13 protein-coding genes are annotated in these 15,978 nt (G+C 65.6%); 11 read left to right on the top strand and 2 right to left on the bottom strand.

Annotated elements, in window-relative coordinates; all coding sequences use genetic code 11:
- Positions 1–173: 173 nt before the first annotated feature.
- The 3 genes from IC762_RS00190 (at position 174) to IC762_RS00200 (ending at position 2,601) form a co-directional block, all read left to right on the top strand.
- A complete protein-coding gene (locus tag IC762_RS00190; protein ID WP_195786667.1) occupies positions 174–590 on the top strand; it encodes a helix-turn-helix domain-containing protein in 417 nt (138 codons plus the stop codon).
- Between the two features lie 149 nt (positions 591–739).
- Positions 740–1,864: a M20 family metallopeptidase gene (locus IC762_RS00195; RefSeq protein ID WP_195786668.1), complete on the top strand. Its 1,125-nt coding sequence runs from the start codon at positions 740–742 to the stop codon at positions 1,862–1,864.
- Positions 1,861–2,601: a tRNA (guanine(46)-N(7))-methyltransferase TrmB gene (locus tag IC762_RS00200; RefSeq protein ID WP_195786669.1), complete on the top strand. Its 741-nt coding sequence runs from the start codon at positions 1,861–1,863 to the stop codon at positions 2,599–2,601. The genes IC762_RS00195 and IC762_RS00200 overlap by 4 nt, the downstream gene beginning before the upstream one ends.
- Before the next feature lie 115 nt (positions 2,602–2,716).
- Here the strand turns inward: IC762_RS00200 and IC762_RS00205 are convergent, their stop codons facing one another.
- Entirely contained in the window at positions 2,717–3,790 is a 1,074-nt protein-coding gene (locus IC762_RS00205; protein ID WP_195786670.1) for a DUF2336 domain-containing protein, read from the bottom strand.
- A 323-nt stretch (positions 3,791–4,113) separates the two neighbouring features.
- On the opposite strand from IC762_RS00205, the gene rimP reads away from it, so the two are divergent.
- From rimP to pnp, 8 genes are all read left to right on the top strand, one after another.
- Entirely contained in the window at positions 4,114–4,878 is a 765-nt protein-coding gene (gene rimP, locus IC762_RS00210) for a ribosome maturation factor RimP (RefSeq protein WP_195786671.1), read from the top strand.
- A gap of 3 nt (positions 4,879–4,881) precedes the next feature.
- Positions 4,882–6,495, top strand: a complete 1,614-nt coding sequence (nusA, locus tag IC762_RS00215) for a transcription termination factor NusA (protein WP_195786672.1) — start codon at positions 4,882–4,884, stop codon at positions 6,493–6,495.
- Positions 6,496–6,510: 15 nt separating this feature from the next.
- On the top strand, positions 6,511–7,197 hold the full coding sequence (locus tag IC762_RS00220) for an RNA-binding protein (protein ID WP_195786673.1): 687 nt from the start codon (positions 6,511–6,513) through the stop codon (positions 7,195–7,197).
- 106 nt (positions 7,198–7,303) lie between these two features.
- A complete protein-coding gene (gene infB, locus IC762_RS00225) occupies positions 7,304–10,024 on the top strand; it encodes a translation initiation factor IF-2 (protein ID WP_195786674.1) in 2,721 nt (906 codons plus the stop codon).
- Positions 10,025–10,195: 171 nt separating this feature from the next.
- Positions 10,196–10,606: a 30S ribosome-binding factor RbfA gene (gene rbfA, locus IC762_RS00230; protein WP_195786675.1), complete on the top strand. Its 411-nt coding sequence runs from the start codon at positions 10,196–10,198 to the stop codon at positions 10,604–10,606.
- Between the two features lies 1 nt (position 10,607).
- Positions 10,608–11,717: a tRNA pseudouridine(55) synthase TruB gene (gene truB / locus IC762_RS00235; protein ID WP_195786676.1), complete on the top strand. Its 1,110-nt coding sequence runs from the start codon at positions 10,608–10,610 to the stop codon at positions 11,715–11,717.
- 2 nt (positions 11,718–11,719) lie between these two features.
- Positions 11,720–11,989, top strand: a complete 270-nt coding sequence (gene rpsO / locus IC762_RS00240; RefSeq protein WP_016844725.1) for a 30S ribosomal protein S15 — start codon at positions 11,720–11,722, stop codon at positions 11,987–11,989.
- 293 nt (positions 11,990–12,282) lie between these two features.
- The gene (gene pnp / locus IC762_RS00245; protein ID WP_195786677.1) at positions 12,283–14,439 is read left to right on the top strand and encodes a polyribonucleotide nucleotidyltransferase; all 2,157 of its coding nucleotides are present in this window, start codon (positions 12,283–12,285) and stop codon (positions 14,437–14,439) included.
- 297 nt (positions 14,440–14,736) lie between these two features.
- Here pnp and fabV read toward each other — a convergent pair whose 3' ends face one another.
- Positions 14,737–15,909 carry an enoyl-ACP reductase FabV gene (fabV, locus tag IC762_RS00250; RefSeq protein WP_195786678.1) on the bottom strand — a complete coding sequence of 391 codons (1,173 nt, stop codon included), beginning with the start codon at positions 15,907–15,909 and terminating at the stop codon, positions 14,737–14,739.
- Between the last annotated feature and the right edge of the window lie 69 nt (positions 15,910–15,978).

The raw sequence follows: 15,978 nt of genomic DNA on the forward strand, positions 1-15,978 counted from the left end.
CTTCGCATTGTACGGGTCCGTGCGAAATCAGAAGTCCAGTCAGCCACTTTGCGCAAATTATCCGCATTTCGTCCCGATCCTCCCTGCAGGATTTGACGGCACCCGCGCCTGAGGCATACTCCGCTTCCAACTTGCCTCACCCCCGGGCGCGCACAATCCTAGGAGAGTTGGAGATGTCGACCAAAGCGCCCAACCCTGTTGACAAATATGTCGGCAGCCGCGTCCGCATGCGACGCATCATGCTGGGCATGAGTCAGGAGAAGCTGGGAGAAGCGCTGGGATTGACATTCCAGCAGGTGCAAAAATACGAAAAGGGCACCAACCGCGTCGGCGCCAGCCGGCTGCAGCAGATCTCCGAGATCCTGCAGGTGCCGGTCTCCTTCCTGTTCGACGGCGGCCCGAGCGGCGTCAAGACCGCGGACGGTTTTGGCGAGGGCGCGTCGCCGGCCTACGTCTCCGATTTCCTGGCAACCGCCGAGGGCCTGGCGCTGACCCGCGCCTTCACCCGCATCAACGACGCCAAGCTCCGCCGCAGCATCGTCGAGCTGGTCGAGCAGATCGCCGCACGGGAAGCCTCCGACCAGGTCTGAGGCAGCCATATCCCGTTTGAGGGATCGCAAAATCTGGAATATGTCATTGCGGCGACGCGCACATGATCGAGGTCATGGCGCGATGGCGCGCGCGTCGCGTTATGGCGTGCGTAAAATGAGAAGCGACATCACGGACGGCGACAACGATCATGGCAAACAACCGGTTTGAAGCCGCGGCAATTCTCGACGGCATCCGCCGCTGGGTCGAGATCGAATCTCCGACCGAGCGGCCGGACCAGGTCAACAGGCTCGCCGACCTCGTCGTCTCGGATTATCGCGACCTGCCGGCGACCGTCGAGCGGGTCGCCGGTCGCGACGGCTGCGGCGATCATCTGGTGGTGCGCTCGTCATGGGGTCAGCAGGCTCCGGGCATCCTGGTGCTGAGCCATCTCGATACAGTGCATCCGATGGGGTTCATCGAACGGCTGCCATTCAAGGTCGAAGGTGATAGCGCGTTCGGCCCCGGCATCTACGACATGAAGGGCGGCGCCTATCTCGCCTATCACGCATTCCGGCAGATCTGCGCCGATGATGCGCGGACGCCGCTCGGCATCACGCATCTTTATGTGTCCGATGAGGAGATCGGCAGCCCGACCTCGCGGGCGCTGATCGAGGCGGAGGGGCGCAAGGCCAAATATGTGCTGGTGACCGAGCCCGCGCGCGACGGCGGCAAGATCGTCACCGGGCGCAAGGGCGTGGCGCGCTTCGACGTCGCCATCAAGGGCGTCCCGGCGCATTCGGGCACCCGTCCGGAGGACGGCCGCAGCGCGATCAACGAGCTCGGCAATGTGATCCAGACCCTGGCGGCGATGAACGACCTCAAGCGCGGCATCAGCGTCAATGTCGGCGTCGTGAAAGGCGGCACCAAGCCCAACGTGATCGCGGAGGAAGCCACCGCCGAGGTGGATCTGCGCGTGCCGACCCTGGCCGACGCCGACGAATTTGTCGCGAAGATCCTCGGACTGAGGTCGCGCACCGAGGGCGTCACCGTCAAAGTCACGGGCGAGCTGAACCGTCCGCCCTACGAGAAGAGCAACGCCGGCGCGGCGCTGTTCGAGCACGCGAAGGAGCTTGCCGCCGAGCTCGGCTTCGATCTCGTCGACGTCTTCACCGGCGGCGGCTCCGACGGCAATTTCACCGCGCCGCACACCGCAACCCTCGACGGCCTCGGTGTCGACGGCAAGGGCGCGCATACCCACTACGAGCAGCTCTATGTCTCGTCGCTCGAGCCGCGCGCGCGGCTGCTGTACCGGCTGTACCAGACGCTGCGATGACACCGGCACCGCGCGACACCGGCGATCGGGAGCAACCGGACGATGGCGCGCCGGCACATGCCGGCGGCTCGTTCTTCGGACGGCGCAAGGGCCACAAGCTGCGATCGCATCAGGCCGACCTGATCGACAATCTGCTGCCGCATCTGGCGGTCGACATCGCGGCGAGCGCGCCTGCGCGCCTGAGCGAATTGTTCGACGACGGCATCGCGGAGGTCAGGCTCGAGATCGGTTTCGGCGGCGGCGAGCACCTGATCGCGGAAGCGCAGGCGTTTCCGAACACCGGCTTCATCGGCTGCGAGCCCTACGTCAACGGCATGGCCAAGATCCTGACCCGGATCGAGGCCAACAATATCGGCAATGTCAGGCTGTTCGCCGGCGACGCCGCCGAGCTTTTGGCCTGGGCGCCGGCACGCGCATTGGCGCGCATCGACTTGATCCATCCCGATCCCTGGCCGAAGCGGCGGCACTGGAAGCGGCGCTTCGTGCAGGATGCGACGGTCGCCGCGATGGCGCGGATTCTGAAGGCTGGCGGCGAGTTTCGCTTCGTCAGCGACATCGACGACTACTGCGCCTGGACGCTCGCGCATCTGATGCGTTCGCCGGATTTCGCCTGGCTCGCCGAGCGCGCCGGCGATTGGCAGCTTCCGTGGCCCGACTACACGATGACGCGCTATGGCGCCAAGGCCGAGCGTGAAGGGCGGAAGGCGGCGTATCTGCGATTTCGGCGAACCGTCTAGCCTCGTCATTCCGGGGCTCGCGAAGCGAGAGCCCGGAATCCATCGCACCGCAGGCGCAAGCAGAGAAATGGATTCCGGGCTCGCGCCAAGTGGCGCGCCCCGGAATGACGGAGACCTACCGCGACTTCCAGAAGTCCACGACGCGCTGTGCGGTCGACGGCATCAGGCGGGTGAAATTGACCCGCGCACCTTCGATATCGGCGGGAGAGACGCTCCGGTTCGGCCCGATCCGCATCAGGATCAGCGTGCGCACCGTCGGCCATTCCAGACCGATCGTCTTGCCCGCGATCAGGATCGGATCGTAGCGGTCGCCATCGATCAGGCGGTCGAGACTTGCGATCTTGACGCCGGTCATCAGGGCGAGCGCCGCAACGGCCTCCTCGTACTTGAATGCCTTGGCGAAGTTGAGTAACGCGCCTTCGGTCAATTGACCGGCGCGATGCAACGCCATCACCGTGCGTTGTGCTAGCGCAAAGTCGCGACGATTCTCGACATGCTGGGTTGCACCGGTGATTTCGTGCATCGCGTCGCTGATCGCGGCCTGGCGCTCGGGCTTGGCCATGGTGAGCAGGCGGCGGCGCACCACGTCGATCGAGCCCGCCAGCAGATTCTTCAGATGCTCGGGCGGAAGGTCCTCGCGCCGGCCGATCCTGAGCGTCAGCACGCCGTCCTGCCCGGCGCGCCGGATCAGCGCGGCAAAGCCATCGTCGGAGAATGCGGCGCCCGCATTGCCGGCCGCGCATCTGATCACATCGCGATCGCCGCGGTGGACGATGACATCGGTCAGCGCCGTCGAGAGCTTCGGTCGCTCGGCCATCGCGAGCAGATGACCCTGCCCCTTGGCATTGGCGATCTCGATCAGCACCGGCTCGGGGATGACAAGGGATTGCCGCAGCAGCGGGCCGGCGATCGCGAGATCGTCCTCGCGCGCAAGCTGGCCCACGAGACGGCGCGGCGCATTGGCGAGCGGCGCGAGCCGCTCGGCGAGATCGACGCGCGCGGCCAGCTCGGCATGCGGAACCAGGCTGGTCAGCACACCGTCGAACAGATCGACGTGATCGGCGCGGAAGTTCGCCGCGCCCTGCAGGAACAGCTCGCTGACGCGCCGCGCCGCCTCCGCGCGCCGCCTGGGGTCGCCGCGGCGAACGATGTCATCGAGTTCCGGAATCAGCGCGGGGGCTGTCGTCATAAGCCTGTCCAAACCGGCGTTTGGTGCCGATTTGCCGCAATCTAAGGTCCGGTTCGTAAACGGACTGTTAGATCGATTCTCTGCGGCGAGGCGCCGCAAAATCACCCCCGCCCGGGCCGGAAGCCCTTGCCGGACCCACCCAAAAGGGCTATATCCGGCGCAACTTATGGTATCTCATACGATCGCGTAGGAGAGTGGGCCCCCCGGGACCCGCTCTTTTTTATTACCCGAGGGGACCCAGCCAGGCCGGGCTCCGTTTGGGTAGCGTTAGCGGCCTCTTAAGGCCGAGCGAGCAACACGACAGACCGCCCTTGACGCTGGATATGACCGAACCGACCGCCACGTCCGTGGACACCGACCTGCTTTCCGAGCCGCGCCTCGTCGTCGAGCCCGGGGTCGCGGCGCGCGTCGCCGCGGTCGCCGTCCCGGTGCTGCAAGGCATGGGCTATCGGCTGGTGCGCATCAAGGTCTCGGGCGATGCCGGCTGCACGGTGCAGATCATGGCGGAGCGGCCCGACGGCTCGATGCAGCTCGAGGATTGCGAGGCGATCTCGCGCGCGCTGTCGCCGGTGCTCGATGTCGCCGATCCGATCGAGCGCGCCTACCGGCTGGAGATCTCGTCGCCCGGCATCGACCGCCCGCTGGTGCGCCGCTCCGATTTCGAGCGCTACACCGGCCACCTCGTGAAGATCGAGATGGCGGTCGCGCATCAGGGCCGCAAACGCTTCCGCGGTACGCTCGCCGGCGTCGAGGATCCTGCGGTACGCCTCAAGCGCGACGACCCGCGCGCGGACGAGGATGCCGAGGTTCTCCTGGTCATGGAGGACATTTCGGACGCGCGGCTGGTGCTGACCGACGAGCTGATCGAGGAATCGATGCGCCGCGGCAAGGCCGCCGAGCGCGATCTGCGCCGCGAGCTCGGGCTCGCGCCGCCGCAGCCGGCACACGCCAGGAAGAGCGACCCCGCCAAGAGCCAGAAACCGAAGCCGAAGCCCGGCGACAAGCCGGCTCCGACCAACACGAAGAAGCATCGCCTCGCCGCCGAACGCGCGCGCCGCGGCGAGATCGATCCATTCGAAGGAGACTAAGCCATGGCAGTCAGCGCCAACAAACTCGAACTGCTGCAGATCGCAGACGCAGTTGCGCGCGAAAAGTCGATCGACCGCTCCATCGTGATCGCGGCGATGGAAGACGCCATCGCCAAGGCGGCGCGCGCCCGCTACGGCAGCGAGACCGACGTCCATGCCGAGATCGACGCCAAGAAGGGTGAGCTCCGCCTGACCCGCCACATGCTGGTGGTCGAAATCGTCGAGAACGCCTCGAACCAGATTTCGCTGGTCGATGCGCAGCGCGCCAATCCGGGCGCCCAGGTCGGCGACACCATCGCCGACACGCTGCCGCCGCTGGAATATGGCCGCATCGCCGCGCAGTCCGCCAAGCAGGTGATCGTGCAGAAGGTGCGCGAGGCCGAGCGCGACCGCCAGTACCAGGAATTCAAGGACCGCATTGGCGACATCGTCAACGGCATCGTCAAGCGCGTCGAATATGGCAGCGTGATCGTCGATCTCGGCCGCGGCGAAGCCATCGTGCGCCGCGACGAGATGCTGCCGCGCGAGGTGTTCCGCAACGGCGACCGCGTCCGCGCTTATATCTTCGACGTCCGGCGCGAGACCCGCGGCCCCCAGATCTTCCTTTCGCGCACCCATCCGCAGTTCATGGCGAAGCTGTTCGCGCAGGAAGTGCCGGAGATCTACGACGGCATCGTCGAGATCAAGGCGGTCGCCCGCGATCCCGGCTCGCGCGCCAAGATCGGCGTGATCTCGCGCGATTCCTCGGTCGACCCGGTCGGCGCCTGCGTCGGCATGCGCGGCTCGCGCGTGCAGGCCGTGGTCAACGAGCTGCAGGGCGAGAAGATCGACATCATCCCGTGGTCGCCCGACATCGCGACCTTCGTCGTCAACGCGCTGGCGCCGGCTGAAGTCGCCAAGGTCGTGATCGACGAAGACCGCGAGCGCATCGAGGTCGTGGTGCCCGACACCAACAATCAGCTGTCGCTGGCGATCGGCCGCCGCGGCCAGAACGTGCGCCTCGCCTCGCAGCTCACCGGCTGGGATATCGACATCCTGACCGAGCAGGAAGAGTCGGAGCGCCGTCAGGCCGACTTCGAGAATTCCACCCGCGTGTTCATGGAAGCGCTCAATGTCGACGAGGTCGTCGGCCAATTGCTCGCCTCCGAGGGCTTCACCTCGGTCGAGGAGCTCGCGATGGTCGACGTCAAGGAGCTTGCCGGCATCGAAGGCTTCGACGAGGAGACCGCGACCGAGCTGCAGACCCGCGCCCGCGAATATCTCGAGCAGCTCGAGGCGGAACTCGAGGCGAAGCGCAAGGAGCTCGGCGTCGAGGACGACATGAAGACCGTGCCCGGCGTGACCGGCAAGATGATGGTGAAGCTCGGCGAGAACGACGTGAAGACGGTCGAGGACCTCGCCGGCTGCGCCACCGACGATCTGGTCGGCTGGACCGAGCGCAAGGAGGGCGGCGAGCCGACCAAGCATGCCGGGTTCCTCGATGGCATCGAGATCTCGCGCGACGAGGCCGAGGGCGTGATCATGCAGGCCCGCCTCAAGGCCGGTTGGATCACGGAGGCCGACCTCGCCAAGCCGGCCGAGGAAGAGACCGAGGCCGCCGAAGAACCTGCGGCGTAAGGAGATGGCGCACGGATGCTCGCATCAGCTGACCCCGATCTCGACGATGGGCCGCGGACACAGAAGTCCGCGACCACGCGGATGTGCGCGGTCAGCCGCGAGGTCCGTCCGATCGACGAACTGATCCGTTTCGTCGTCGCCCCCACCGGCGAGGTCGTTCCGGACCTCAAGCGCAAGCTGCCGGGCCGCGGATTATGGGTTTCCGCATCGCGGCGAAGCGTTGCGGAAGCGGTCCGTCGTCACCAATTCAGCAAGGGATTCAAGCGCGATGTCCGCGTCGCGCCGACCCTTCCCACCGACACCGAGACCCTTCTGGTGCGCAGCGTCACCGAGGCCCTGGCGATGGCCGCCAAGGCCGGACAGGTGGTCGCGGGCTTCGGCAAGGTCGAGGACGCACTCAACCGGAGCGAAACCGCAGCCCTGATCCACGCTTCCGACGGCGCACCCGACGGAATCCGCAAATTGGACGCGATCCTGCGGCAAAGAGACGAAAAACGTGGTGAATCGCGGGTAATCGCCGTCGTCAATGTTTTGACCTCGGAAGAATTGGATTTGGCACTTGGGCGGTCAAATGTGATACATGCTGCGCTGCTCGCGGGCCCGGCGAGCAAGACGTTCCTGTCGCGCTGCCAGATGCTGGTCCGATACCGGATGGCCGACGACGACAAGACCGCCGACGCGGCCAGAAATTCCAGAGCCTGAGCCGGAGAAGGCGGACGCCGCCTTTGCACGGATCATGCTCAGCAAAAGACGACGTTGATGGATTTGTGCGGAAAGCGCACAGCGAAAACGAGATTAGGACTGCTGAATGGTTGATACCAAGACCCCTGGCGACAAGACTCTGAGTGTCCCGAGCAAGACGTTGTCGCTGAAGCCGCGCGTCGAGACGGGCACCGTGCGCCAGAGCTTCAGCCACGGCCGGACCAAGCAGGTCGTGGTCGAGAAGCGAGGCAAGCGTCGCGTTGGCGGCGACGGCCCGGAGACCCACGCACCGGAACCCGTGGTTGCAAAGCCTGCGGCGCCCGCGCCGCGGCCTCCGGCTGGTCGGCCCTCCGGCCCGCCTCCCAGCCAGCAGCGCAACACCCGCTCGGGCGTGGTGTTGCCGACCCTGACCGAAGACGAACGTTCCGCGCGCGCCAGCGCCCTTGCGGATGCACGGCAGCGCGACGTCGAAGAACGCCGCCAGGCCGAAGAGGAAGCCAAGCGTCGCGCCATTCGCGAGGAAGCCGAGAAGGTCGAGCGCGAAGCCGCCGAAGCTCGCCGCAAATCCGAAGACGAGCGCCATCGCCACGAAGAAGAAACCAAGCGCAAGGCTGAGGTCGAAGCTAAGCGACGCTTCGGCGAAGGCGAGGCCAAGCCCGGAGCCGCGCCGGCCGCAGCACCGGCGAGGCCCGCAACCTCGTCAGCCGCCCCCTCGCGCCCCGCGACGTCTGCTCCGGGACGCCCCGGGACGTCCGCCCCGGCCCGCACGACAACGACGACCCCCGGACGCACTCCGGCTATGGCGCCGCGCGCGCCGGGCGTTGCGGCTGAGGCGTCGGACGAGGATGAAGGTCCGCGTCTGGTGCGTCGCCCCGGCGGTGCGATCCGCCCCGTGGCAGCGCCGAAGACCACCCAAAAGCCCGGTCCGCAGAAGGAACGCGGCCGTCTGACCTTGACCACCGCGCTGAACGCCGACGACGTGCGCGAGCGTTCGATCGCCTCGTTCCGCCGCCGCACCCAGCGCCTGAAGGGCCATGCCTCGAACGAGCCGAAGGAAAAGCTGATCCGCGAAGTCACGATCCCGGAGGCGATCACGATCCAGGAGCTCGCCAACCGCATGTCGGAGCGCGCGGTGGACGTCATCCGCATGCTGATGAAGCAGGGCGCGATGCACAAGATCACCGACGTGATCGACGCCGACACCGCGCAGCTGATCGCCGAGGAGCTTGGCCACTCGGTCAAGCGCGTCGCCGCATCCGACGTGGAAGAGGGCCTGTTCGACGTCGTCGAGGATTCGACCGATACCGAGCCGCGTTCTCCCGTGGTCACCGTGATGGGCCACGTCGACCACGGCAAGACCTCGCTGCTCGATGCGCTGCGTCACGCCAACGTGGTGTCGGGCGAAGCCGGCGGCATCACCCAGCATATCGGCGCCTATCAGGTGCTTTCGCCCGAGAGCGGCACCAAGATCACCTTCATCGACACGCCCGGCCACGCCGCGTTCACCGCGATGCGCGCCCGCGGCGCCAAGGTCACCGACATCGTCGTGCTGGTGGTCGCCGCCGATGACGGCGTGATGCCGCAGACGATCGAGGCGATCAACCACGCCAAGGCGGCCAGGGTGCCGATGATCGTGGCGATCAACAAGATCGACAAGCCCGATGCCCGGCCGGAGCGCGTGCGCACCGAGCTGCTGCAGCACGAGGTGCAGGTCGAATCGCTCGGCGGCGACGTGGTCGACGTCGAGGTCTCGGCGAAGAACAAGACCAATCTCGACCGGCTGCTCGAGATGATCGCGCTGCAGGCCGAGATCCTCGACCTGAAGACCAATTCGGAGCGTCCGGCGGAAGGCACCGTGATCGAGGCCAAGCTCGATCGCGGCCGCGGTCCGGTCGCGACCGTGCTGGTGCAGCGCGGCACGCTGCGGATCGGCGACATCATCGTCGCCGGCGCCGAGATGGGCCGCGTCCGCGCGCTGATCTCCGACCAGGGCGAAAATCTCGAGGAGGCCGGCCCGTCCGTGCCGGTCGAGGTGCTCGGCTTCAACGGTCCGCCGGAAGCCGGCGACCGCCTCGCGGTGGTCGAGAACGAAGCCCGCGCCCGCCAGGTCACGAGCTACCGCGCGCACCAGAAGCGCGAGAACGCCGCCGCCTCGATCTCCGGCATGCGCGGCTCGCTCGAGCAGATGATGTCGCAGCTCAAGACCGCGGGCCGCAAGGAGTTCCCGCTGATCGTGAAGGCCGACGTGCAGGGCTCGCTGGAAGCGATCCTGGGCTCGCTGGAGAAGCTCGGCACCGAGGAAGTCGCCGCCCGCATCCTGCATGCCGGCGTCGGCGGCATCTCGGAGTCCGACGTCACGCTGGCGGAAGGCTTCAACGCCGCGATCATCGGCTTCTCGGTCCGCGCCAACAAGGAAGCGGCCGCCGCGGCCAAGCGCAACGGCATCGAGATCCGCTACTACAACATCATCTACGATCTCGTGGACGACATCAAAAAGGCGATGTCCGGCCTGCTCGCGCCGACGCTGCGCGAGACCATGCTCGGCAACGCGCAGATCCTGGAAGTGTTCAACATTTCCAAGGTCGGCAAGGTCGCCGGCTGCCGCGTCACCGACGGCACCGTGGAACGCGGCGCCAATGTGCGCCTGATCCGCGACAACGTCGTGGTGCACGAAGGCAAGCTGTCGACGCTGAAGCGCTTCAAGGACGAAGTGAAGGAAGTGGTCGCCGGCCAGGAGTGCGGCATGGCATTCGAGAACTACGGCGACATGCGTGTCGGCGACGTGATCGAGTGCTACCGCATCGAGACGATCCAGCGCTCTCTGTAAGTCCAAATCTTACGAAGCGCAGATCTTACTAAGCGTTGGGTCCATTTAACTGACACATGCGACGGCGTGGCCGGACTTCGTTCCGGCCACCCGCGCATTGCCTGAATTGAAAGCTAGGACATTGATGCCCGCGGGCTGCGCCTGCGGGCGCGACGGTTTTGGGAAAAGGTCATGCCCCGTCAAAAGAAAAGTTCCGCCCCTGGCGGCTCACAACGTCAGCTGCGCGTCGGCGAAACGGTTCGCCATGCGGTTGCCGACATTCTGTCGCAAGGTGACGTCCACGATCCGGATCTCGAAGGCCACATCATCACCGTTCCCGAGGTGCGCATGTCGCCGGACCTGAAGCTCGCGACGATCTACGTGATGCCGCTCGGCGGACGCGACACCGACGCCGTCATTGCCGCGCTCGACCGCAACAAGAAATTCCTGCGCGGAGAGATCGCGCATCGCGTCAACCTGAAATTTGCGCCCGACATCCGCTTCCGCGTCGACGAGCGGTTCGACGAGGCGGCGCGCATCGAGAAGCTTTTGCGGACACCTGCGGTGCAGCGCGACCTGACACCCGATACGGACGACGAGTGAAATGACTGTGATGACGACCAACAGCGTTGCCGACGCGAAGGATATCGACGCGCGCGACGCTGACCGCGAAGCCGTTCCCGCGCCGCGCGCCGAGGAGCCGCGCCGCACCAACAACGATCCGCGCCACAAGCAGGGCAAGCAGAACCAGCAGCCGCGCCGCGACAAACGCGACGTCCATGGCTGGGTGGTGCTCGACAAGCCGATCGGCATGACCTCCACCCATGCGGTCGCCGTGCTCAAGCGCCTGTTCCAGGCCAAGCGCGCCGGCCACGCCGGCACGCTCGATCCGCTCGCCTCCGGCGGCCTGCCGATCGCGCTCGGCGAGGCCACCAAGACGGTGCCGTTCGTGATGGACGGCCGCAAGCGCTACCGCTTCACGGTGTGCTGGGGTGAGGAGCGCGACACCGACGACACCGAGGGACGGGTGACCAAGACCAGCGAGGTCCGGCCAAGCGCGGACCAGATCCGCGAGCTGCTGCCCCGCTTCACCGGAACCATCGAGCAAATCCCGCCGCAATATTCGGCGATCAAGGTGCAGGGCGAGCGCGCCTATGACCTGGCGCGCGACGGCGAGACCGTGGAACTGAAACCCCGCCCGGTTGAAATTCACGAATTAACCCTTGTAGAACATGGGGATAACGGCCAATCCGTATTCGAGGCCGAGTGCGGCAAGGGAACTTATGTCCGGGCGCTCGCCCGCGACATGGGCCGGCTTCTGGGCTGTTTCGGCCATATCTGCGCCCTGCGGCGGACCCTGGTCGGTCCGTTTACGGAAGCGGACATGATTCCGCTGGAACAGTTGGAGGCTTTATGCAATAGAGCCGCGTCTGGCGAGGGCAGCCTCGCCGACGCGCTTTTGCCCGTTGAGACCGCGCTGGACGACATCCCGGCACTGGCCGTCACACGGGCTGATGCGGCAAGGCTCCACAGGGGCCAGGCCGTTTTGTTGCGCGGACGGGATGCGCCCAATAGTAGCGGCACAGTCTATGTCACGGTGGCAGGCCGTCTTTTGGCGCTTGCCGAACTTGGCAATGGCGAACTCATCCCCAAGCGCGTGTTCAACCTGAACGGACTGACTGCCAGTTCCGCTCGCAACAACGAAAGTAACTGACGATGTCGATTACCGCCGAACGCAAAGCGGAAGTCATCAAGACGAATGCCAACAAGGCCGGCGACACCGGCTCGCCCGAGGTTCAGGTCGCGATCCTGTCGGAACGCATCAACAACCTGACCGAGCACTTCAAGTCCCACGTCAAGGACAACCATTCCCGCCGTGGCCTGCTGAAGCTGGTGTCGACGCGCCGCTCCTTGCTTGACTACATCAAGCGCAAGGACGAGGCGCGCTACAAGGCGCTGCTCGAGAAGCACAACATCCGTCGTTGATATTGAGAAGCACGCGCGCGGGGTTCGCGCGCGTTTTCGTATGGTCTTCCGGGAAAGCGGACTTTCGAATTGTCGAAAGATGACCATGCGCTACTAGCGTTCAGCAGCAATCCGGCCGCTGGACGGGGCAAGATGCCCAGATGACCGAAAGGATGGACGCCATCCGAAATTCAAAGACCATGGCAGGATCGCCGGATACTGACTGCCTGTTTGCGTCAGTGCCCAGCCGTCTTGCGCATGGTCTTTGCGTTTTACGGCGCCATGCTTTCGAGAAACCATGAAAGAAGACCGAAATGTTCAATACGCATTCCGTCGAGATCGACTGGGGTGGACGTCCCCTCAAACTTGAGACCGGCAAGATCGCCCGCCAGGCCGACGGCGCCGTGATGGCGACCTATGGCGAGACCGTGGTGCTCGCCACCGTCGTCGCGGCGAAGGCGCCGCGCGAGGGCGTCGACTTCCTGCCGCTCACGGTCGACTACCAGGAGAAGACCTACGCCGCGGGCCGCATCCCCGGCGGCTATTTCAAGCGCGAGGGCCGTCCGACCGAGAAGGAGACGCTGGTCTCCCGCCTGATCGACCGTCCGATCCGTCCGCTGTTCGTCGACGGCTGGCGCAACGAGACCCAGGTGATCGTCACCGTGCTCTCGCACGACATGGAGAACGATCCGGATATCGTGGCGCTGGTGGCCTCCTCCGCCGCGCTGACGTTGTCGGGCGCGCCCTTCAAGGGCCCGATCGGTGCCGCCCGCGTCGGTTTCGCCAATGACGAGTTCATCCTCAATCCGACGCTGGACGAGATGACCGAGACCCAGCTCGACCTGGTCGTCGCCGGCACCGCCGACGCCGTGCTGATGGTCGAATCGGAAGCCAAGGAGCTCAACGAGGACGTGATGCTCGGCGCGGTCATGTTCGGCCATCGCCACTTCCAGCCGGTGATCAAGGCGATCATCGAGCTCGCCGAGAAGGCCGCCAAGGAGCCGCGCGAGGTCACCACGATCGACAATTCGGAGATCGAAAAGGAGATGCTCGGCATCGCCGAGCAGGATCTCCGCAAGGCCTATGCGATCCCGGTCAAGCAGGAGCGCTATGCCGCGGTCGGCGCCGTCAAGGAAAAGGTGCTGGCGCACTTCTTCCCGGAAGGCCAGGAGCCGAAATACGACAAGCTGCGCGTCGCCGGCGTGTTCAAGGAGCTGGAAGCCAAGATCGTTCGCTGGAACATCCTCGACACCGGCAAGCGCATCGACGGCCGCGACGTCAAGACCGTGCGCAACATCCTCGCCGAGGTCGGCGTGCTGCCGCGCGCCCACGGCTCGGCGCTGTTCACCCGCGGTGAGACCCAGGCGATGGTCGTGACCACGCTCGGCACCGGCGAGGACGAGCAGTACATCGACGCGCTGTCGGGGACGTACAAGGAAACGTTCCTGCTGCACTACAACTTCCCGCCCTACTCGGTCGGTGAGACGGGCCGCCTCGGCGGCACCAAGCGCCGCGAGATCGGCCACGGCAAGCTCGCCTGGCGTGCGATCCATCCGGTGCTGCCGCCGCATCACGAATTCCCCTACACCGTGCGCGTCGTTTCCGAGGTCACCGAGTCGAACGGCTCGTCCTCGATGGCGTCGGTGTGCGGCGCCTCGCTGTCGCTGATGGACGCCGGCGTGCCGCTGAAGCGGCCGACCGCGGGTATCGCGATGGGCCTGATCCTCGAGGACAAGCGCTTCGCGGTGCTCTCGGACATCCTCGGCGACGAGGATCATCTCGGCGACATGGACTTCAAGGTCGCCGGCACCGAGCAGGGCATCACCTCGCTGCAGATGGACATCAAGATCGAGGGCATCACCGAGGAGATCATGAAGGTTGCGCTTGGCCAGGCCAAGGAAGGGCGCATCCACATCCTCGGCGAGATGTCCAAGGCCCTGACCGCGGCCCGCGCCGAGCTCGGCGAATATGCGCCGCGCATCGAGACCTTCAAGATTGCCACCGACAAGATCCGCGAAGTGATCGGCACCGGCGGCAAGGTGATCCGCGAGATCGTCGAGAAGACCGGCGCCAAGGTCAACATCGAGGACGACGGCACCGTGAAGGTCGCCTCCAACGACGGCGAGGCGATGAAGGCCGCGATCAAGTGGATCAAGTCGATCGCCTCCGATCCGGAGATCGGCCAGATCTATGAGGGCACCGTCGTCAAGGTGATGGAGTTCGGCGCTTTCGTGAACTTCTTCGGCGCCAAGGACGGCCTCGTCCACATCAGCCAGCTCGCGGCCAGCCGCGTGCAGAAGACCTCCGACGTCGTCAAGGAAGGCGACAAGGTCAAAGTCAAGCTGCTCGGCTTCGACGACCGCGGCAAGACCCGGCTGTCGATGAAGGCGGTCGATCAGGCCACCGGCGAGGATCTCGAGGCCAAGCAGAAGACCGAGGCCCCGGCGCCGCGCGAAGCCGCCGGCGAGTAGGGCCTGACGGCAATCCGATCGTTGCGAAAGGGCGGCCGTATGGCCGCCCTTTTTTGCTAAAGCGCGATGAGATCGGGTTGAATCGTCATCGCGCTTTAGCTCTTTGTTTGAGCATGATCTTTTCGGAAAACCGCTTCACACTTTTCCGGATCATGCTCTAGTCTAGCGGCGAATGCCGCAGAGAGCTCGGATGCGTAGCCCGGATGTAGCGAAGCGCAATCCGGGGAACGACGAAGACGCGGAGAAAACTTCCCGGATTTCGCTTCGCTGCATCCGGGCTACAGGCTGAGGAGCAGCTTAACCCGGAACAACGCGCGGATCGATGTCCTGCGTGTAGTCGACGCCGTCGATGCCGAAGCCGAACAGGCGGAGGAACTGGCTCTTGTGCTCGTCCAGGTCCGCGAACTCGGCGAGCGTTTCGGTGGTCAGCAGTGGCCACCGCCGCAACATCTCGGTCTGGACTTCAGGCGAAAGCTCCCAGTCGTCCATCCTGATGCGCTGTTCGTCGTCGAGCGCGACATCCTTGCCGAGACGAGTCCGGAACAGGCGATCGATCTGCTCGATGCAGCCCTCATGCAGGCCGAGCTCCTTCATCACCTTGAAAAGCATGGTGCCGTAGAGCGGCACCGCGGGGATCGCCGAGCTTGCCTGGGTGACCACGGCCTTCAGCGCCACGACACGGGCAGCTTCGGGGCCGAGCCGACTGCGGATCGCTTCCGCCTTGCGGTCGAGATCGACCTTGGCGCGCCCGAGCGTGCCGTTCCAGTAGATCGGCCAGGTCAGCTCGCTGCCGATATAGGTGTAGTTGAGCGTCCGGAAGCCAGGCGCCAGCACGCCGGCGTCCGCAAGCTGGTCGATCCAGCGCTGCCAGTCCTCACCGCCCATCACCGCGACCGTAGCCGCAGTTTGATCCTCGCTCGCCGGCTCCAGCGTCGTCTGGAAGACCTCGCCGGTTTCGGTATCGAGCGTCTTGATCTCGACGGGGGCGCCCAGCGGCTTGATGACCGAGCGATGGGTCTTGCCGGTGACCGGATCGGTGCGGACCGGAGCCGCCATGCTGTAGACCAGCAGGTCGAGCTGCCCGAATTTCTCGCGCACGCGCTCGATGAAGGTCGTCTTCAGCTCGTCGGAGAAGGCGTCGCCTTCCAGCGTAACTGGCGCGCGTCCGATCTTTTGCGCCTCGATCTCGAAGGCGCGATTGTTGTACCAGCCGGCGCTCGCCGTCCTGGTCGCCGTGGGCTCGCGCTCCAGCGAGACGCCGATCGTATCCGCCCCACCGGCGAAGGTCGCGACGATGCGGCTCGCGAGCCCGTAACCGGTCGAGCAGCCCAACACGGCGACGCGCTTCGGGCAGTCGGCGACGGGGCCCTGCTTGAGAACGTAGGCGATCTGTTCGCGGACATTGGTGGCGCAACCGACCGGGTGTGCCGTCGTGCAGATGAAGCCTCGCACGCGCGGTTCGATAATCATGCCAACCCCATTCCAGATCGTTTGCCAGATCGTTTGCCAGATCGTTTGCCAGATCGTTGCAATGTCGCC

The organism is Bradyrhizobium genosp. L (assembly GCF_015624485.1).
Lineage (GTDB): Bacteria > Pseudomonadota > Alphaproteobacteria > Rhizobiales > Xanthobacteraceae > Bradyrhizobium.

Bases quoted from the DNA above. Each gene is read 5' to 3' on its own strand.
- IC762_RS00195 (WP_195786668.1), top strand. From the start codon at position 740: ATGGCAAACAACCGGTTTGAAGCCGCGGCAATTCTCGACGGCATCCGC.
- infB (WP_195786674.1), top strand. From the start codon at position 7,304: ATGGTTGATACCAAGACCCCTGGCGACAAGACTCTGAGTGTCCCGAGC.
- IC762_RS00205 (WP_195786670.1), bottom strand. From the start codon at position 3,790: ATGACGACAGCCCCCGCGCTGATTCCGGAACTCGATGACATCGTTCGC.
- pnp (WP_195786677.1), top strand. From the start codon at position 12,283: ATGTTCAATACGCATTCCGTCGAGATCGACTGGGGTGGACGTCCCCTC.
- nusA (WP_195786672.1), top strand. From the start codon at position 4,882: ATGGCAGTCAGCGCCAACAAACTCGAACTGCTGCAGATCGCAGACGCA.
- rpsO (WP_016844725.1), top strand. From the start codon at position 11,720: ATGTCGATTACCGCCGAACGCAAAGCGGAAGTCATCAAGACGAATGCC.
- truB (WP_195786676.1), top strand. From the start codon at position 10,608: ATGACTGTGATGACGACCAACAGCGTTGCCGACGCGAAGGATATCGAC.
- IC762_RS00220 (WP_195786673.1), top strand. From the start codon at position 6,511: ATGCTCGCATCAGCTGACCCCGATCTCGACGATGGGCCGCGGACACAG.
- rbfA (WP_195786675.1), top strand. From the start codon at position 10,196: ATGCCCCGTCAAAAGAAAAGTTCCGCCCCTGGCGGCTCACAACGTCAG.
- IC762_RS00200 (WP_195786669.1), top strand. From the start codon at position 1,861: ATGACACCGGCACCGCGCGACACCGGCGATCGGGAGCAACCGGACGAT.
- IC762_RS00190 (WP_195786667.1), top strand. From the start codon at position 174: ATGTCGACCAAAGCGCCCAACCCTGTTGACAAATATGTCGGCAGCCGC.
- rimP (WP_195786671.1), top strand. From the start codon at position 4,114: ATGACCGAACCGACCGCCACGTCCGTGGACACCGACCTGCTTTCCGAG.
- fabV (WP_195786678.1), bottom strand. From the start codon at position 15,909: ATGATTATCGAACCGCGCGTGCGAGGCTTCATCTGCACGACGGCACAC.